At 61.0% G+C, this 17661-nt stretch carries 15 protein-coding genes; 4 read left to right on the forward strand and 11 right to left on the reverse strand.

The features are described 5' to 3' along the window. Positions 1–308: 308 nt before the first annotated feature. The 3 genes from ACA053_RS01210 to ACA053_RS01220 form a co-directional block, all read right to left on the reverse strand. The gene (locus ACA053_RS01210) at positions 309–2657 is read right to left on the reverse strand and encodes an FdhF/YdeP family oxidoreductase (protein WP_497394374.1); all 2349 of its coding nucleotides are present in this window, start codon (positions 2655–2657) and stop codon (positions 309–311) included. After that, positions 2654–3493, reverse strand: a complete 840-nt coding sequence (gene fdhD, locus ACA053_RS01215; protein WP_109627367.1) for a formate dehydrogenase accessory sulfurtransferase FdhD — start codon at positions 3491–3493, stop codon at positions 2654–2656. Before fdhD ends, ACA053_RS01210 begins: the two co-directional genes overlap by 4 nt. Before the next feature lie 94 nt (positions 3494–3587). Beyond that, complete coding sequence (locus tag ACA053_RS01220; protein WP_497394375.1) at positions 3588–4475, reverse strand: LysR family transcriptional regulator; 888 nt, start codon at positions 4473–4475, stop codon at positions 3588–3590. A 135-nt stretch (positions 4476–4610) separates the two neighbouring features. Here ACA053_RS01220 and lysM point away from each other — a divergent pair, with 135 nt between their 5' ends. After that, positions 4611–5051, forward strand: coding sequence for a peptidoglycan-binding protein LysM (gene lysM / locus ACA053_RS01225; protein WP_109627370.1), 441 nt, complete (start codon positions 4611–4613; stop codon positions 5049–5051). Between the two features lie 120 nt (positions 5052–5171). Here the strand turns inward: lysM and yrfG are convergent, their stop codons facing one another. Beyond that, entirely contained in the window at positions 5172–5834 is a 663-nt protein-coding gene (gene yrfG / locus ACA053_RS01230) for a GMP/IMP nucleotidase (RefSeq protein WP_497394376.1), read from the reverse strand. A gap of 90 nt (positions 5835–5924) precedes the next feature. Between yrfG and nudE the strand changes: the two genes are divergently transcribed. Both nudE and cysQ read left to right on the forward strand, forming a co-directional pair. Then, positions 5925–6491, forward strand: coding sequence for an ADP compounds hydrolase NudE (gene nudE, locus ACA053_RS01235; protein ID WP_109627374.1), 567 nt, complete (start codon positions 5925–5927; stop codon positions 6489–6491). Continuing rightward, positions 6488–7315 carry a 3'(2'),5'-bisphosphate nucleotidase CysQ gene (gene cysQ / locus ACA053_RS01240; protein WP_497394377.1) on the forward strand — a complete coding sequence of 276 codons (828 nt, stop codon included), beginning with the start codon at positions 6488–6490 and terminating at the stop codon, positions 7313–7315. The genes nudE and cysQ overlap by 4 nt, the downstream gene beginning before the upstream one ends. Before the next feature lie 157 nt (positions 7316–7472). Here the strand turns inward: cysQ and ACA053_RS01245 are convergent, their stop codons facing one another. The 7 genes from ACA053_RS01245 to rfbB are packed head-to-tail and all read right to left on the reverse strand — an operon-like array spanning position 7473 to position 14566. Continuing rightward, positions 7473–7928 (reverse strand): YiiD C-terminal domain-containing protein, encoded by a 456-nt coding sequence (locus ACA053_RS01245; protein ID WP_497394378.1) that lies wholly within the window; start codon positions 7926–7928, stop codon positions 7473–7475. 39 nt (positions 7929–7967) lie between these two features. Further along, positions 7968–9362, reverse strand: a complete 1395-nt coding sequence (locus tag ACA053_RS01250; protein ID WP_109627380.1) for a sigma-54-dependent transcriptional regulator — start codon at positions 9360–9362, stop codon at positions 7968–7970. Beyond that, positions 9359–11167 carry a sensor histidine kinase gene (locus ACA053_RS01255; RefSeq protein WP_109635917.1) on the reverse strand — a complete coding sequence of 603 codons (1809 nt, stop codon included), beginning with the start codon at positions 11165–11167 and terminating at the stop codon, positions 9359–9361. The genes ACA053_RS01250 and ACA053_RS01255 overlap by 4 nt, the downstream gene beginning before the upstream one ends. 36 nt (positions 11168–11203) lie before the next feature. Further along, positions 11204–12073: a dTDP-4-dehydrorhamnose reductase gene (gene rfbD, locus ACA053_RS01260; protein ID WP_497394379.1), complete on the reverse strand. Its 870-nt coding sequence runs from the start codon at positions 12071–12073 to the stop codon at positions 11204–11206. Continuing rightward, a complete protein-coding gene (rfbC, locus tag ACA053_RS01265) occupies positions 12070–12615 on the reverse strand; it encodes a dTDP-4-dehydrorhamnose 3,5-epimerase (RefSeq protein WP_497394380.1) in 546 nt (181 codons plus the stop codon). The genes rfbD and rfbC overlap by 4 nt, the downstream gene beginning before the upstream one ends. Beyond that, positions 12612–13487 (reverse strand): glucose-1-phosphate thymidylyltransferase RfbA, encoded by an 876-nt coding sequence (rfbA, locus tag ACA053_RS01270; protein WP_497394381.1) that lies wholly within the window; start codon positions 13485–13487, stop codon positions 12612–12614. Before rfbA ends, rfbC begins: the two co-directional genes overlap by 4 nt. Continuing rightward, a complete protein-coding gene (rfbB, locus tag ACA053_RS01275) occupies positions 13484–14566 on the reverse strand; it encodes a dTDP-glucose 4,6-dehydratase (RefSeq protein WP_497394382.1) in 1083 nt (360 codons plus the stop codon). Before rfbB ends, rfbA begins: the two co-directional genes overlap by 4 nt. Positions 14567–14743: 177 nt before the next feature. Between rfbB and ACA053_RS01280 the strand changes: the two genes are divergently transcribed. Continuing rightward, on the forward strand, positions 14744–17656 hold the full coding sequence (locus ACA053_RS01280) for an aminotransferase (protein ID WP_497394383.1): 2913 nt from the start codon (positions 14744–14746) through the stop codon (positions 17654–17656). The last annotated feature ends 5 nt before the right edge of the window (positions 17657–17661 follow it).

Here is a 17661-nt window from a genome sequence, read left to right on the forward strand (position 1 = left end):
TCGTGACAATCGAAATCCGACGAGTAACACGACTTGAGCACATTTCTATAAGTTGCTGTTTTTTGGGCGGAACTTAACGGTTTTTCGCCGGTCTTTAGTTACTTCGGATAGGCCGTTTTTGTGAAAAAACGGCCTTTTTTGTGGGTGATTGGAAAGTTGCCGAAAGTCCCGATCATGTTTTGCCATGTCGGACGCCTTCGCGGGCAAGCCACGCTCCCACAGGAACTGTGTTGTACGCATTTTTCGAATACGACACGGATCCTGTGGGAGCGTGGCTTGCCCGCGAAGAGGCCAGACCTGCAGTCGCGTTAAGCCGACTTGGCCAAGATCAATCCGGTCTCACTTGCCGCTTCCAACCGGATCGCCACAAACTTCGACGTCGGCGTATGGCTGCCATCCCCGGTGCTTTCCAGCGGCACCAGCGGATTCACTTCCGGGTAATACGCAGCGGCCTGCCCCGCAGGAATATCAAACGCCAGCAGGGTAAAGCCCTTCACCCGCCGCTCACGCCCGTCATCCCAGATCGAAACGATGTCAGCCTTCTGCCCCGGCTTGAAGCCCAGGCGAATGATGTCAGCTTCGTTCACAAACAACACATCCCGCTGCCCCTTCACGCCACGATAACGGTCATCCAGCCCATAAATCGTGGTGTTGTACTGATCGTGGGAACGCATCGACTGCATAATCAAGTCTGGCAACACGCCGGTGGCGCGGGTGCGTTCGTGCACCAGGTCTTTGGGCAGCGTGTTCGGGCGGAAATTGGCGCGCCCGGACGGAGTGTTCCACTTGCGTGAACCGGCACTGTTGCCAAGGTAGAAACCGCCCGGATTTTTGATCTTCTCGTTAAAGTCGCGAAAGCCCGGAATGGTATCGGCGATCAGATCGCGAATGCGGCTGTAATCGGCCACCAGCCAGTTCCAGTCCACCGGTTTGCTGCCCAGGGTCGCGGCAGCTATGCCGGCGATGATCCACGGCTCCGAGCGCATCTGATTCGACAGTGCCTGCAACTGGCCGTTGGAGGCGTGGACCATGCTGAACGAGTCTTCGACGGTCACCGCTTGCGCGCCTTCGGTCTGGATGTCGATGTCGGTACGGCCCAGGCACGGCAGGATCAGCGCGTCTTTACCGTGCGCCAAGTGGCTGCGGTTGAGCTTGGTGCTGATCTGCACGGTCAGGTCGCAATTGCTCAAGGCCTGGAAGGTGCGCGAGCTGTCCGGGGTTGCCTGGGCGAAGTTGCCGCCCAAACCGATGAAGACTTTCGCGCGGCCGTCGGCCATCGCGTGGATCGCCTCGACCACGTTATGCCCGTTTTCACGCGGCACCTTGAACTGGAAGCGCCGCTCCAGGGAATCGAGGAACGCCACCGGTGGACGTTCGTTGATGCCCATCGTCCGGTCGCCCTGCACGTTACTGTGGCCGCGCACCGGGCACAGACCGGCGCCCGGCCGGCCGATGTTGCCGCGCAGCAGCATCAGGTTGGCGATTTCCTGGATGGTCGCCACCGAGTGGCGGTGCTGGGTGATGCCCATAGCCCAGCACATGATGACGTTCTTGCCTTTGGCGTACATCCGCGCCGCTTGCTCGATTTCTACCAGGGGCAGGCCGGACTGCTCGACGATCTGCTCCCACGAGGTGTCGTCGACGATGCCCAGGTATTCCAGCACGTTGACGCTGTGTTCATTAAGGAAGTCGTGGTCGAACACCGCAGGCTCACCTGCTTTCTGCGCGTCGCGTTCCCATTGCAGCAGGAATTTCGCCATGCCACGCATGATCGCCATGTCGCCGCCCAGTGCCGGACGGAAGTACGCGGTGTTGGTCGGCTTGTCGCCGTTGGTGAGCATTTCGATCGGGTGTTGCGGGTGCTGGAAGCGTTCCAGGCCGCGCTCTTTCAGCGGGTTGATGCACACCACCTGAGCGCCGCGTTTAACCGCTTCACGCAGGGGTTCGAGCATCCGTGGATGGTTGGTGCCCGGGTTCTGGCCCCAGACAAAAATGGCATCCGCATGTTCGAAGTCGTCGAAGGTCACGGTGCCTTTGCCGACGCCGACACTTTGCGCCAACGCCACACCGCTGGCCTCGTGGCACATGTTCGAGCAGTCGGGGAAGTTGTTGGTGCCGTAGGTGCGCACGAACAATTGATAGAGGTAGGCCGCTTCGTTGCTGGCTCGGCCCGAGGTATAGAACTCGGCCTGATTCGGGCTCGACAGGCCCTGCAAATGTTTGGCGATCAAGGCGAACGCCGCTTCCCAGCTGATCGGCTTGTAGCGATCGGTTTCGGCGTCATAGCTCAATGGCTCGGTCAGACGACCCTGATATTCCAGCCAATAGTCACTTTGTTCCAGCAACGAACTGACGCTGTGTTTAGCAAAGAAAGCGCCGTCGACACGCCGTTTGGTCGCTTCCCAGTTCACCGCTTTGGCGCCGTTCTCGCAGAACGCCACCATGCCGGCTTCGTTGGAATCGCCCCAGGCGCAACCAGGGCAATCGAACCCGCCGTTCTTGTTGGTTTTGAGCATCATGCGCAGGTTTTTCAGCGCGTTGTCACTGGTCAACCAGGCCCGGGCAACGCTGGCCAGTGCGCCCCAGCCACCGGCCGGGCCTTTGTAGGGCTTGTAGCGAGGGACGGGTTTCTGGTCGGCTTGACGGTGTTGACTCACGCTTGATTCTCCAATGCCGGGCTGTAGACCCGCGGTGCATTTTTCTGGGGCAGATGGATGAGATTGAGGTTGTGACGACGGGCCCATTGCACGGCAAGGCCCGTGGGCGACGACAGGCTGACGAGGGTCTGGATGCCTGCGCGCAACACTTTCTGGATCAATTCGAGGCTGCAACGGCTGGTGACAATCGCCAGGCCGCCTTCAGTCGGGATCTTCTGGCGAATCAACCCACCGATCAATTTGTCGAGGGCGTTATGCCGGCCGATGTCTTCACGGCCCAGCAGCAATTCGCCCTGGCCGTTCATGAACACCGCCGCATGCACCGCGCCGGAGTACTGGCCAAGTGGCTGGAACGCACCGATGCGCTGACGCAGGCCATCGAGCCACTCGGCGGGTGGCAAGGGCGCGCCGGGCAAGACCTTGAGGTCTGGCAACGCCTGTTCAACCGCTTCCACGCCGCAGAGCCCGCAACCGCTGGTGCCGGCCATTTGCCGACGCTGCTGTTTGAGGTTCCAGAATGCGCGGTTGGCGATGGTCACTTGCGCGTATTGCGCCGAGCCCGAGCCGCTGAGTTGCAAGTCATAGATGTCGGAGGCGTCTTCGATGATGCCGCTGCCGAGACTGAAACCAACGATGAAATCTTCAAGGTCCGTCGGCGTGACCAACATCACCGCCTGGCTGATGCCGTTATAAGCGATCGCCAACGCGACTTCTTCGGCGAGCGCGGTGCTGGCCGATTCGGTGTATTGAAGGTCGCTGTAACTGTAGGTCTGGCTGGCGGCGGGCGCGGGCGCTTCAAAGGCTGGCGCCGCGCAGGCAGGGCGCTTGGCTTTCATGGGCATCCACCGACGGTTTGGTCAGCTTTAAGCCTAGGCGCGTCAACATGTCGCGTCTAATCGCTATTACTGATCTGCCGATAGATGACGTCGATCAAGAAGCTGTCAGCGATTTCTGATAGATCGCAAAACAGGCTTCGGCCAGCGCAGAGCGCGGAGCACTGCGGCGCATGATCAGCCCAAGCCGGGCAAGGGTCTGGGCGTTTTCGATAGGTTGCAGGCGCAAATGGTCAGTAAGGTTTTCCAGGCCGCCGTCTAGCGGCATCACCGCGCAGCAGAGGCCGCCGTGCACCGCTTGTAACAATTGGTGGACGGCGTCGGTTTGCAAAAGCGGTCGTGGCGTCAGGCCGCGGCTGTGGAAATTGTGATCAATGGACTGGCGAAAGTGCATGCCACTGGTGAGCATGCCCAAGGGCAGTTCGATCAAGGACTCCCAACTCAACGGCGCCTCGCCGAAGCTGAAGAAGCGTTGATCGTAGAGCAGGCCCATGTGGGTTTCGCTGAAAGCCAGGGAATCGAAGCGCTCGTTGTCCAGACGCTCCAGATACGACACGCCGAGGTCCAGGCGATTGTTCGCCAGTTGCTCGAGGATTTGTTCGGAACTCAGGGCCGAGAGTTCGAAGCGCAGGTTCGGGTGTTCGGCGTGCAGGCGTTGCATCAACGGCAGCGGATCGAAGCTCGACAACGGCACCACACCCAACCTCAACGTACCGACCAGATTGCCGCGGCAGGCGGCGGCCTCGGCCTGCAAGCCGTCATAAGCCGCCATCACCGTACGCGCCCACGCCAACACGCGCTCGCCGGGCGCGGTAAAGCCTTCGAAGCGCTGGCCGCGATTGACCAGCGGCAGGTCGAGTTCTTCTTCGAGGCTGCGCAGGCGCATGGACAGGGTCGGCTGGGTGATATGACAGCGCGCCGCGGCCTGACCAAAGTGGCGGGTTTCGTCGAGGGCGATGAGGAATTTGAGCTGCTTGATGTCCATCTTCGCTCCAGGGCGCGTGAAGACGCGGATTCTAGCGCTTGGGGGAGGCGGCGTCATTGGTCGGCTAGTAACCTTGAGTGGCCGGCGTGGTCTAGGCTTTTGCGTCTGGAACCTAAAACCCAAGGAGAGTGCACCATGAGTATTTTTAGCTTTGTGAAAGAAGCAGGCGAAAAACTTATCGATCTACTGACACCGGGCAACGCCAATGCCAGTGAGCAGTTGAAGGAACACATCAACAAGGTCGGCCTGGGTAACCCGAATGTGCAGGCCACGGTGGATGGCGACAAGGTCACCGTGACGGGTGAAGTCAGCAGTCAGGAAGAGAAGGAAAAGATCCTGCTGGCCGTAGGCAATATCGCCGGTGTCGGTAGTGTGGATGACCAGATTACAGTGACTGGGCCGGTTGCGAAGGCTGCGGTGTTTGTGACGGTCGTGAAGGGCGACACCCTCAGCGCGATTTCCCTGCGCGTGTATGGCGATGCCAACAAGTACAACAAAATCTTTGAGGCCAACAAACCGATGCTCAAGCATCCGGACAAGATCTATCCGGGGCAGTCGTTGCGGATTCCTGAGTAAGCCTCAAGACCGCCATCGCGAGCAGGCTCGCTCCCACAGTAGATCTTCAGTGAGCACAGTATTTGTGTACGAAGGAGATCCCATGTGTACGAGCCTGCTCGCGATGGAAGCGACTCGGTCTCAGAGCCCGGCAATCAACTCTCGATAATCCCCCACCGCCGCAAACTCCGCCGTATCCTTCGGCCCTTTGCGACTGTCCGGTTCACTCACCGCCAGCAAATGCGCCACTCCAAAACTGCGCGCACTGCGCAGGATCGGCAACGTATCGTCGATAAACAGACTGCGCGCCGGATCAAAACCTATGTCCGCCTGCAACGCCTCCCAGAACTGCGGATTCTCCTTGGGAAAACCGTAGTCATGCGAGCTGATCAACCGCTCGAAGTACGGCGCCAGTTCAATCCTTTCCAGTTTCAATGACAGCGAATCACGGTGTGCATTGGTGATCATCATCACGCGCTTGCCGGCCTGTTTGATCGCCGCCAGGAACGTATCCGCATCCGGGCGCAGGGCGATCAAGTGTGCGGTTTCAAGCTTCAGTTCACGCACCGGCAGTTTCAGCTCGGCGCTCCAGAAATCCAGGCAATACCACTGCAATTGCCCGGCGTTGCGTTCGAACAGCGGCTGCAATTCCATCTCGGCCATGGCCCGGCTGACCCCGTGCAACTCAGCGTAACGCTGAGGCAGGTGCTCCATCCAGAAATGGTTGTCGTAGTGCAGGTCCAGCAGCGTGCCGTCCATATCCAGCAGAACGGTGTCGATGTCGCGCCAGGGCAGCAGGGACATAAAAAACTTCTCCAGCGGTAATAAAGATATCCGAGGTCAACAATCAGGATAGGCCGGGTATAGTAACCCGCTTACGCCAAGGAGCCTTTCATGCGCCAGAAACCCACCGTACTCGCCCGCGAGATCGTCGCCACCAGCCGCTTGTTCTGCGTCGAAGAGCTGAAACTGCGCTTTTCCAACGGCGTGGAGCGCACCTACGAGCGCCTGGTCGGCAAGGGCGCCGGGTATGGCGCGGTGATGATCGTGGCGATGCTCGATGCGGATCACGCCGTGCTGGTCGAGGAATATTGCGGCGGCACCGATGCCTATGAGCTGTCGTTGCCCAAAGGCTTGATCGAGCCGGGCGAAGACGTGCTGGCGGCGGCCGAGCGCGAGCTCAAGGAAGAGGCCGGGTATGGTGCGCGGCAGCTGGAGCATCTGACCGAGTTGTCGTTGTCGCCCGGTTACATGAGCCAGAAAATCCAGGTGGTGCTGGCCACCGACCTGTACGAAGAAAGCCTGGAAGGCGACGAGCCCGAGCCGATGGGCGTGGACAAGATCAACTTGCGCGAACTCTCGGCCCTTGCGCAGAATCCGCGATTCACGGAGGGCCGTGCCTTGGCGGCGCTGTACCTGGCCCGTGATCTGCTGACTCAGCGTGGGGTGTTTCTGCCATGAATTTTCCGCATCCATTGATGGCGCCGGTGGTTGAGCTGGCGTTGAAGGCTGGCGAAGCGATTCTGCCGTTCTGGCGCATCGGCACGGCGGTGACCGCCAAGGCTGACGATTCACCGGTGACGGCGGCGGACCTCGCCGCTCACCATTTGATTCTGGACGGGCTGACGGCGCTGGACCCGAGTATTCCGGTGCTGTCGGAAGAGGACGCTAACATTCCCCAGAGCGTGCGTGCCGGCTGGCAGCGATGGTGGCTGGTCGATCCGTTGGACGGGACCAAGGAGTTCATCTCCGGCAGCGAAGAGTTCACCGTCAATATCGCGCTGATCGAGCAGGGACGGGTGGTGTTTGGCGTGGTGTCGATGCCGACCAACGGGCGCTTTTATGTCGGTGGCGCCGGTCTGGGCGCGTGGCGTGGTGATAAAGATGCCGAGGCGTTGCCGATTCAGGTTCGCGACGTTCCTGCTGCGGGCGAGGCGTTTACCGTGGTCGCCAGCCGCCGGCATTCAAGCCCCGAGCAGGAACGCTTGCTGGCCGGGTTGAGCGCCAGTCTGGGTGAGCTGCAACTGGCGAGTATCGGCAGTTCGTTGAAATTTTGTTTGCTGGCGGAAGGGGCGGCGGATTGTTATCCGCGGTTGGCGCCGACGTCGCAGTGGGACACGGCGGCGGCTCAAGGTGTGCTGGAAGGGGCAGGCGGTGAAGTGCTGGATTTGAGCGGGAAGCCGTTTTGTTATCCGGCGCGGGAATCGTTGTTGAATGAGTTCTTTTTGGCGCTGCCGGCGAAGGCTGCGTGGCGCGAGAAGTTACTGGAACTGGCCCGATCCTGAGTTCACCCAAACCTGTGGCGAGGGAGCTTGCTCCCGCTGGGCTGCGAAGCGGCCCCAAAACCTGCAACTCAATTACACCAGGAAAACAGTGGTGACAGGAATGGGAGTGCTGCGCACTCCAACGGGAGCAAGCTCCCTCGCCACAGGTTTTGTGTCTTTACCGGTGGAGGACGTACTGCCCGGTAAACCTCACCGCATCGTCATTGCTATCAGCATTGACGATCCTTGAATGCAACGCTAACCGCGCACGTCCGTATCGCTGATACGTCGCCAGAAACTTCTTCCACACCGCCGCGCTCGGTGCCTGACAGATCGCAATCGCATCCATGGTCACCGGCAGCGGATAAGTGATGTGCCCTTCGTGAATCACGATGTGCCCGCCTTCACTCCCCTCTTCATGCAAGCGCAAATGCAGCCAGCCCCAACCGGCCAGCACCGCGCCGCAATACAGGCTGCCGCCGAACATGGTGCTTTTGTGATTGACGTTGGCGTCCAGCGGCATGTGCAGGCGCAGTTGCTGGTCGTGCCAGTCGAGCACTTTGAGGCCCATGTCCCGGGTCAACGGGATATCGCGATGGAGGACTGATTCCAGGTGACGACTGTCGCGGCTCATGCAAGGGCCTCTTGTTTGAAGATATGGTTTGACGGTAGCTCAATCGAGTTCGTCGGTGTGGCTGCTGGCGCCACCGTCGGCGAAGTTCAGGCCGTGTTTTCGCAGTTTGTCGTGCAAGGTCTTGCGCGGAATGCCGAGGGCTTCGGCGAGGCTACGCACCGAGCTGTGAGAGCGGGCCAGTTCGGCGGCTATCAACGATTTCTCGAAGTTTTCCACCTGCTCGCTCAGGCCGCCGCTGACCACTTCGACCGTCATACCGGCAGCGCCTTCCTGCGTGTTGTTATCCAACGCGAGTTCCAGACCCAGGGCGAAACGTTCGGCGGCGTTTTGCAGTTCGCGCACGTTACCCGGCCAAGTGTGGCGCAGCAGCAGGGCTCGTTGCCCCGGTTGCAATTCATGGGGCGGCAAGCCGTGACGGGCGCTGGCTTCGTCGGCGAAATGCTGGAACAGCATCAGCGCATCTTCGCCGCGTTCACGCAACGGCGGAATGCGCAGCGGCGCGACGTTCAGGCGGTAATACAAGTCGGCACGGAAGCGCCCTTGATCGGCGGACTGGCGCAGGTCTTCCTTGGTCGCGGCGATGATGCGGATGTCCAGCGGGATCAGTTGATTGCCGCCCAAGCGCTCGACCACGCGCTCCTGCAGCAATCGCAGCAATTTCACTTGCACGTCCAGGCTCATGCTTTCGATTTCATCGAGGAACAGCGTGCCGCCATTGGCGAATTCGAACTTGCCGATGCGGCGCTTTTGCGCGCCGGTGAAGGCGCCCGGCTCGTGACCGAACAGTTCGCTTTCCACCACCGACTCAGCCAAAGCCCCAGCGTTGATCGCCACGAAAGGACCGTTACGGCGGCTCGACAAATCGTGCAGCGCCCTGGCCACGACTTCTTTACCGGCACCGGTTTCGCCGAGGATCAGCACGTCAGCCTTGGTCGCCGCCAACGCGCCAATTTGCTCGCGCAAGCGCAGCATCGGGGCCGATCGCCCGACCAGTCGGGTGCTCAGTTCATTGCGATCGCTCAGGGCCAGGCGCAGGCTGCGGTTATCCAGCACCAGTCGGCGCAGAGCCAATGCGCGGCGCACGCTGTCGAGCAGCGCGTCGCTGGCGAAAGGTTTTTCCAGGAAGTCATAAGCACCGGCGCGCATGGCCTGCACGGCCAGCGGCACATCGCCGTGGCCGGTGATCAGCAGCACTGGCAGCTCCGGGTCCTGGGCATGCAGTTCGGTCAACAGTTCGAGGCCGTCCATGCCCGGCATGCGGATGTCGCTGACCACCACGCCCGGCCAGTCGCGCTCCAGTTGCCCGGCCAAGCCTTTGGCTTCGGCCAGAGGCAGGATTTTCAGGCCCGCCAGGTCCAGTGTCTGGCCCAGGGCCTGACGCAGGTGGGGATCGTCGTCGATCAGCACGACCTGGACACGGTTATCGATGGTCATGCACTTCGGTCCTCGGACGGTTGCAGGCTTACACCCGGTGCGCCGGCGCGCAACTTCAGGGTAATCAGGGCGCCGCCTTCCTTGTGGTTGGCGAACGACAGTTCACCGCCGAAGGCGCGCATCAGGGTTTCGCAAATCGCCAGCCCCAGGCCAAGTCCCTGGGTGCGGGTCTTGGTGGTGTAGAAGGGCTCGCTGGCGCGACCAAGGGCTTCCATGCAAAAGCCGGGGCCGTTGTCGCGAATGTACAGAGTGACGCCGTCTGCGGTGGATTGAGCACTCAACCAGAGTTTACGCGGCGGACCTTTCTCGGTCAGCGCGTCCAGCGCGTTCGCCAACAAGTTGCCGAGCACTTGACGCAGACGGGTTTCCCCGGCCTCGACCCACAATGTGGCCGCCGGCAAATCGCGGATCAGTTCGACTTCCATGCTGCGCCGGCGCTTGGCCAGCAACGCCAGCGCGTCATCCAGCGCCGGTTGCAGGGCGACGCTTTCCGGCGCATGGCGATCGCGCCGGGCGAAGGCGCGCAAGTGGGCGATGATCGATGCCATGCGCCCGGTCAGTTCGCTGATCAGCTTGAGGTTGCCGCGGGCATCGTCGGTGCGCTGATGATCGAGCAGCACCTCGGCGTTTTCCGCGTAGCTGCGAATGGCCGCGAGCGGTTGATTCAATTCGTGGCTGATGCTCGCCGACATGGTCCCCAGCGCCGACAACTTGCCGGCCTGCACCAGATCGTCCTGGGCGCGCACCAGTTCCTGCTGAGCGTGTTCGCGCTCCAGCACTTCCTGTTTCAGTCGACGGTTTAGGCCTTCGAGGTCGCTGGTCCGCTCGGCGACCCGGCCTTCCAGTTCGTGCCGGGCCTTGGCTTCGAAGGCAATGCGTTCGAGGTAATGGCGGCGACGCTGCATCATCAGACCGAGCAGCAGCATCAACACCAGCAACGTCGCGCCGCCAATGGCGACGACCGTACGCACCGGTCGATCGATCAGCGTGCGCGGGGCGAGGATGCTGACGTTCCAGCCGGTTTCGGCGATCTGCTGGGTTTGGGTCAGCCAGGCGTTGGGGTTGAGCCTCAACGGTTTCGGGTCGCGGGTCGGGTACGGTTGAATCGCGGTGATCGCTTTGCGTTCTTCTTCGCTCAAGGGTCGGGTCGAGCGGAATCGCCACTCAGGCCGCGACGTGAGGATGACCACGCCGTTATGGTCGGTCAGCAGCAGTTGTTCCGGGGTTTTGCCCCACAGGCTTTCGGTGTGGTCCAGGTCGACCTTGACCACCAGCACGCCGATGATTTTTTCGCCGTTGCGCACAGCGGCGGCGAAGAAATAGCCGCGTTTGGCCGACGTTGTGCCTAAACCGAAAAAGCGCCCGAGCCGTCCGGCCATGGCTTCGCTGAAATACGGCCGGAAGGAGAAATTGCGCCCGACGAAACTGTCGTGCTTGTCCCAGTTCGACGCGGCGAGGGTCTTGCCCGTGGTGTCCATCAGGTACATGACTTCGGCGCCGGTCTGGGCGCTGATGTTTTTCAGCAGGCGATTGGCATTGCCCTGGGTGACGCTGTCATCCGGCGCCCCGAGCACCGCGCGCAGGGCCGGCAGATCGCCGAGGATCTGCGGCAACACTTCATAACGGTGCAGCGTGCCCAGCAGGTTGGCGACGTACAGGTCGAGGGTCTGACGGTTTTGCCCGGCCAGTTCGCTGCGGTAATAACGCTCGGCCAGATGCTCCAGCGGCCACAGCAATGGCGCCAGGCACAGTGCAAGCAGTGCGAGGCTGCGCCAGCGGGGTCTGGGAGGGAGGGTCGGAGTCATGAGCATCGGGCGCCTGTGAGTACAGGCGCATTATGCCTAGGCTTGCTCGGCAAGACACTCGCGCAGCGCGGATTGCCAGTCAGGCTGACTGACACCCCATTCGCGTTGCAGGCGACTGCAATCCAGGCGCGAGTTCAGCGGCCGGGCGGCCGGCGTCGGATAATCGCTGGAGGGGATCGGCAGCAGGTTGGCGCAAGGCTTGCCCTGTTCCCGCAGCGCTTCGCCGATGGCCTGGGCGAAACCGAACCAGGAGGTTTCACCCTGAGCGGTCAGGTGATAAGTGCCCCAGGCACCGGCTTGTCCCGCCTGCCAGCGTTCGATCAGTGCGAGAGTGCTGGCAGCGATGGTGCCGGCCCAGGTGGGCGCGCCGATCTGGTCAGCGACAATGCGCATCTCCGGTTTCTCTTGCAGCAGGCGTTGCATGGTCAGCAGGAAATTGCGGCCGTGGGTCGAGTAGACCCAACTGGTCCGCAGGATCAGGTGTTGACCTTGTACTGCGGTGATCGCTTGCTCGCCGGCCAGCTTACTGTTGCCGTAAACGCCGAGCGGGTTGGGCGCGTCGGCTTCGTTGTACGGCTCGGCTTTGCTGCCATCGAACACGTAATCGGTGGAGTAGTGAATCAGCGGGATGCCGAGCGCCGCTGCTTCTTCGGCCAGGATGCCCGGGCCAATCGCGTTGATGGCAAACGCAAGCTCGGGCTCGCTTTCAGCTTGATCGACTGCGGTGTGAGCCGCCGCGTTGATGATCAGGTCCGGGCGAATGTGCTGAACCTGCTGGCGAATCTGTTCCGGTTTGGCTAGGTCGAGCTGATCTCGCCCCAGCACAATCAACTCGCCAACAGCACCAAGGCGAAGCTGCAACTCACGCGAAACCTGACCGTGCTGACCGCTGATTAGAATTTTCATGGAAACAGATCGGCCTCTTTCAGGCTCTTGCCGTTCTGATCCTTGGCCGACAGCTTGGGCGCTTCCTCCAGTTGCCAGTCGATGGCCAGGGTCGGATCGTCCCAGCGAATGCAACGCTCGGCGGACGGCGTGTAATAGTCAGTGGTCTTGTAGAGAAACTCGGCAAAATCGCTGAGCACCACAAACCCATGGGCAAACCCTTGCGGCACCCAGAGTTGGCGATGGTTTTCTGCGGACAGTCGCACCGCTTCCCACTGACCGAAATTCGGCGAGCTGCGACGGATGTCCACCGCGACGTCGAGCACCTCACCGGCGGTTACCCGCACCAGTTTCCCTTGGGTATTTTCCAGCTGATAGTGCAGGCCGCGCAGCACGCCTTTCTGTGAGCGGGAATGATTGTCCTGAACAAACTGCGTGTTCAGGCTTGTCGCTTCTGCAAACGCCTTGGCATTGAAGCTTTCATAGAAAAAGCCGCGCTCGTCACCGAACACCTTGGGTTCGATGATCAGCACGCCGGGCAGGGTGGTTTCAATCACATTCATTGTTCTTCCCCGGCCAGTTTGAACAGGTACTGGCCATAGCCGGTCTTGCCGAAATAGCTGGCGCGCTCCAGCAGCTGTTCGCGGTTGATCCAGCCATTTTCGTAGGCGATTTCTTCGAGGCAGGCAACTTTCAGGCCCTGGCGGTGCTCGATGGTCTGCACGTACTGCGAGGCTTCGAGCAGGCTGTCGTGGGTGCCGGTGTCGAGCCAGGCGAAACCGCGACCGAAGCGCTCGACCTGCAGATCACCGCGCTGGAGGTAGGCATTGTTGACGTCGGTGATCTCCAGCTCACCGCGAGGCGAAGGCTTCACTGCTTTGGCGATCTCGATCACATCGTTGTCGTAGAAATACAGGCCGGTCACGGCATAGCTGGATTTCGGCTTTTTCGGTTTCTCTTCGATCGACAGGGCCCGGCCTTCGCTGTCGAAATCAATCACGCCGAAACGCTCTGGATCCTTGACCCAATAGCCAAATACGGTGGCGCCAGAAGGGCGTATGGCGGCGTTTTTCAACTGATCGCCAAAGTGCTGACCATGGAAGATGTTGTCGCCGAGGATCAGGCACACCGGGTCGTCGCCAATGAATGCTTCACCAATCAGGAAAGCCTGGGCCAAACCGTCCGGCGACGGCTGTTCGGCGTAGCTGAAGTTGACGCCGAACTGGCTGCCGTCACCCAGCAGGTTGCGGTATTGCGGCAGATCCTGTGGCGTGGAAATCAGCAAAATATCTTTGATGCCGGCCAGCATCAGTACCGAGATCGGGTAGTAGATCATCGGTTTGTCGTACACCGGCAGCAGCTGTTTGGAGACGCCGAGCGTGATCGGGTGCAGACGCGTACCGGAGCCACCGGCCAAAACGATGCCTTTCATCATGCGAGCAGCTCCTTGGTATTGATGGCGCCCAGGCGTTCGCCCTGATAGCTGCCGTCCTGAACGCGGCGACACCACTCAAGGTTGTCCAGGTACCACTGGACGGTTTTGCGCAGGCCGGTTTCGAAGGTTTCTTCCGGCACCCAGCCCAGTTCGCGTTCGATCTTGCTCGCGTCGATGGCGTAGCGCAGGTCGTGACCCGGACGGTCCTGGACGAAGGTAATGAGGTCGGCGAAGTGCGCCACGCCTTCAGGCTTGTTCGGCGTCAGTTCTTCAAGCAGCGCGCAGATGCCACGCACTACGTCGATGTTCTTCTGTTCGTTGTGACCGCCAATGTTGTAGGTCTCGCCGACCACGCCTTCGGTGACCACTTTGAGCAGCGCCCGGGCGTGATCTTCGACAAACAGCCAGTCGCGTACTTGCAGGCCGTTACCGTAAACAGGCAAAGGCTTGCCGGCCAAGGCGTTGAGGATCACCAGCGGAATCAGTTTTTCCGGGAAGTGAAACGGCCCGTAATTGTTCGAGCAATTGGTCAGCAATACCGGCAGGCCGTAGGTGCGCTGCCAGGCGCGGACCAGATGGTCGGACGCCGCTTTGCTCGCGGAGTACGGCGAGCTCGGTGCGTAGGGCGTGGTTTCGGTGAACAGATCATCGACGCCGTGCAGGTCACCGTAGACCTCATCGGTAGAGATGTGATGGAAGCGGAAGGCGCTTTTTTCCGGCTCGGCCAGCGTCTGCCAGTAGGCGCGAGTCGCCTCCAGCAGGCTGTAGGTGCCGACGATATTGGTCTGGATGAAATCCGATGGACCGTCAATAGAACGGTCGACGTGGGATTCTGCCGCCAGGTGCATGATCGCCTGCGGCTGGAAGCGTGCCAGTACCGCGCTCACGGTGGCCTGGTCGACGATATCGGCCTGGACGAACTCGTAGCGGGTGTCGGTGGCAATGCTGGTCAGCGACTCGAGATTGCCGGCGTAGGTCAGTTTGTCCAGGTTGAGCACTTCATGCTCAGTGTGCCGAATCAGGTGGCGAATCAGGGCAGAGCCAATGAAACCGGCACCGCCGGTGATGAGAATACGCATGTTGGCCAGCCTTTTTCTGTAAGACGATAAAGCGAATGAGCATAGCTTGTCGGCAGGAGCAGGGCGGTGCAAGAGGGTTGTTGGTCGTAATTGGCATTTGCCGCGCTGTCGGGGGGGTTGATTATCGACCGATGCAGTGGCGATATAGGCGCCTAATAAAACTTCAGGGGTCGTTGTATGCCGCTCGCCACGTTGATTCACCGCGCCAGTTTGCCCAGCCCGCAAGTGTCTGCGGAGCAAGCGCTAGAGCTGCTGGAGGGGCATTACGGGTTGAGCGGCAGGTTGCACGCCCTGGGCAGCCAGCAGGACCTGAACTTCCGGGTCGACAGTGATGAGGGGCGTTTTGTCCTGAAAATCTGCCGGGGCGACTATTCGGCGCTGGAGCTGCAAGCCCAGCATGCCGGGCTCAAGCATTTGGCTGAGAAATCCAGAGTGCATGTGCCGCGAGTGATCCCTGCCAAAAACGGCGCTGACCTGCTGACCCTGGAAGTCGGTGGTCAGGCCGTGCATGTGCGTTTGCTCGATTACATCGAAGGCCAGTCGCTGACCCACCTCGATCATCTGCCCGGTTCGGTGGTGGCCGGTTTCGGTCGACTTTGTGGCGAAATGGACCTGGCGCTGGCCGCTTTCGAGCATCCGGGCCTTGAGCGCACTCTCCAATGGGACGCCCGCCACGCCAATGCGCTGATCGGTCATTTGCTACCGGTGATCAAGGATGACGCACAACGCCGGTTGATCGCCGACGTGGCCGAACGGGCCGAGCGTCATTTGCAGCCGCTGGTGGAAAAGCTGCCGGTGCAGGCGATTCACATGGACATCACTGACGACAACGTGGTCTGGCAGCGCGACTCGCAACGCCAGTGGCAGTTGCAGGGCGTGATTGATTTCGGCGACCTGATCCGCACCTGGCGCATTACCGATCTGTCGGTTACCTGCGCGGCATTGCTGCACCACGCCGCTGGCGATCCGTTTTATATCTTGCCGGCGGTTCAGGCGTATCACGCCGTCAATCCGCTCACCCATGAAGAATTGTTGGCGTTATGGCCGCTGATCGTCGCGCGCGCGGCGGTGCTGGTGCTGAGCGGCGAACAGCAGGTCAGCATTGATCCGGGCAATGATTACAGCCGCGACAACCTGACCCACGAGTGGGAGATCTTCCGCGTGGCCACGTCGTTGCCGCTGGTATTGATGGAAGCGGCGATTCTGACGTCAGTCGGCCAGACGCTGCCGAGCATTGGCAGCGAAGGTTTCGCGCCATTGCTGCCGAGCCTGGTCGGGCGTGAATTTGCCTTGATCGATCTGGGCGTGCTGAGCCCGCATTTTGAAGCCGGTAACTGGGAGCAGGAGGGCGTTGATCAGCGTTTGCTGACTGAAGCGGCTGCGGCGCACGGCCTGGCGGCCAGCCGTTATGGTCAATATCGTTTGTCTCGCACTCAACCGGACAGTGCCGCTGAACCCGACACTTGCCCGTTGCACGTGGAGTTGCGAGTGCCCAACGGCACGGCGGTCGAGTCGCCATTTGCCGGCGTGGTTCATCAGCCGACGGCGGGTGTGCTGCAACTGGACGGTCCGCAACTGAGTGTGCGGTTGTGGGGCGTGACGCCGTCGCTGCACGTCGGTGCGGCGCTGGTCAAAGGCCAAGTGTTGGGCGCGGTCAGCGGGCCATTGATCGTGCAGTTGAGCCGCGGCGCTTCGTTCGATGCACCGTTGTTTTGCACACCGTCTCGCGCTGCGGCCTGGCAAGCGTTGTGTCCGTCACCAGCGGCACTGCTGGGACTGGCTTGCGATGCTGAAGCAGAGCTCGATTCGCAGACGTTGCTGGCGCGTCGCGACGCCAGTTTCGCGCGCACGCAGAAGCACTATTACGTCGACCCGCCACGCATCGAACGCGGCTGGCGCAATCACCTGATCGACATGCAGGGCCGCTCCTACCTCGACATGCTCAACAACGTCGCGGTGCTCGGCCACGGTCATCCGCGCATGGCGGCTGTGGCCAGTCGTCAGTGGTCGTTGCTCAACACCAACTCACGCTTCAACTACGCCGCGGTGGCCGAGTTTTCCGAGCGTTTGCTGAAGTTATCGCCGGAGGGCATGGACCGGGTGTTTCTGGTCAACAGCGGCAGCGAGGCCAACGACTTGGCGATCCGCCTGGCATGGGCCTACAGCGGCGGTCGCGACATGCTCAGCGTGCTGGAGGCCTATCACGGCTGGACGGTGGGCGCGGACGCGGTCTCGACCTCGATTGCCGACAACCCGAAAGCCTTGAGCAGCCGTCCCGATTGGGTGCATCCGGTGACCGCGCCGAATATCTATCGCGGCGAATTCCGTGGCCCGGGCAGCGCACCGGACTACGTGCGCAGCGTCGAACACAACCTGGCAAAAATCGCCGAGCAGAAACGCCAGTTGGCCGGTTTTATCTGTGAGCCGGTGTACGGCAATGCCGGCGGGATCTCGCTGCCACCGGGTTATCTGAAACAGGTCTATGCGCTGGTTCGCGCGCAGGGTGGTGTGTGTATCGCCGATGAAGTGCAGGTCGGTTACGGCCGCATGGGTCACTTCTTCTGGGGCTTCGAAGAGCAGGGCGTGGTGCCGGACATCATCACCATGGCCAAGGGCATGGGCAACGGCCAGCCGCTGGGCGCGGTGATCACTCGCCGGGAAATCGCCGAGGCGCTGGAGGCTGAGGGGTATTTCTTCTCGTCGGCGGGCGGCAGTCCGGTCAGTTGCCAGATCGGCATGGCGGTGCTGGATGTGATGGAAGAAGAAAAGCTCTGGGAAAATGCTCAGGTGGTAGGCGGGTATTTCAAGGAGCGGCTTGAAGCGTTGATCGATATTCATCCGTTGGTGGGCGCGGTGCATGGTTCCGGGTTCTATCTGGGCGTGGAGCTGATCCGCAATCGCGAGACTCTGGAGCCGGCGACTGAAGAAACTGCGGCGTTGTGTGATCGCTTGCGGGAGTTGGGGATTTTCATGCAGCCGACGGGGGATTACCTGAACGTGCTCAAGATCAAACCGCCGATGGTGACTTCGCGGCGGAGTGTGGATTTCTTTGTCGACATGCTCTCGAAAGTCCTCGCGGAAGGCCTGTAAACACC

This window comes from Pseudomonas sp. LBUM1672 (genome assembly GCF_059695655.1).

What these genes read in the sequence shown, in the direction of transcription:
- fdhD (WP_109627367.1), bottom strand. Translation starts at nt 3,493, where the DNA reads ATGAAAGCCAAGCGCCCTGCCTGCGCGGCGCCAGCCTTTGAAGCGCCC.
- ACA053_RS01220 (WP_497394375.1), bottom strand. Translation starts at nt 4,475, where the DNA reads ATGGACATCAAGCAGCTCAAATTCCTCATCGCCCTCGACGAAACCCGC.
- lysM (WP_109627370.1), top strand. Translation starts at nt 4,611, where the DNA reads ATGAGTATTTTTAGCTTTGTGAAAGAAGCAGGCGAAAAACTTATCGAT.
- yrfG (WP_497394376.1), bottom strand. Translation starts at nt 5,834, where the DNA reads ATGTCCCTGCTGCCCTGGCGCGACATCGACACCGTTCTGCTGGATATG.
- nudE (WP_109627374.1), top strand. Translation starts at nt 5,925, where the DNA reads ATGCGCCAGAAACCCACCGTACTCGCCCGCGAGATCGTCGCCACCAGC.
- cysQ (WP_497394377.1), top strand. Translation starts at nt 6,488, where the DNA reads ATGAATTTTCCGCATCCATTGATGGCGCCGGTGGTTGAGCTGGCGTTG.
- ACA053_RS01245 (WP_497394378.1), bottom strand. Translation starts at nt 7,928, where the DNA reads ATGAGCCGCGACAGTCGTCACCTGGAATCAGTCCTCCATCGCGATATC.
- ACA053_RS01250 (WP_109627380.1), bottom strand. Translation starts at nt 9,362, where the DNA reads ATGACCATCGATAACCGTGTCCAGGTCGTGCTGATCGACGACGATCCC.
- ACA053_RS01255 (WP_109635917.1), bottom strand. Translation starts at nt 11,167, where the DNA reads ATGACTCCGACCCTCCCTCCCAGACCCCGCTGGCGCAGCCTCGCACTG.
- rfbD (WP_497394379.1), bottom strand. Translation starts at nt 12,073, where the DNA reads ATGAAAATTCTAATCAGCGGTCAGCACGGTCAGGTTTCGCGTGAGTTG.
- rfbC (WP_497394380.1), bottom strand. Translation starts at nt 12,615, where the DNA reads ATGAATGTGATTGAAACCACCCTGCCCGGCGTGCTGATCATCGAACCC.
- rfbA (WP_497394381.1), bottom strand. Translation starts at nt 13,487, where the DNA reads ATGATGAAAGGCATCGTTTTGGCCGGTGGCTCCGGTACGCGTCTGCAC.
- rfbB (WP_497394382.1), bottom strand. Translation starts at nt 14,566, where the DNA reads ATGCGTATTCTCATCACCGGCGGTGCCGGTTTCATTGGCTCTGCCCTG.
- ACA053_RS01280 (WP_497394383.1), top strand. Translation starts at nt 14,744, where the DNA reads ATGCCGCTCGCCACGTTGATTCACCGCGCCAGTTTGCCCAGCCCGCAA.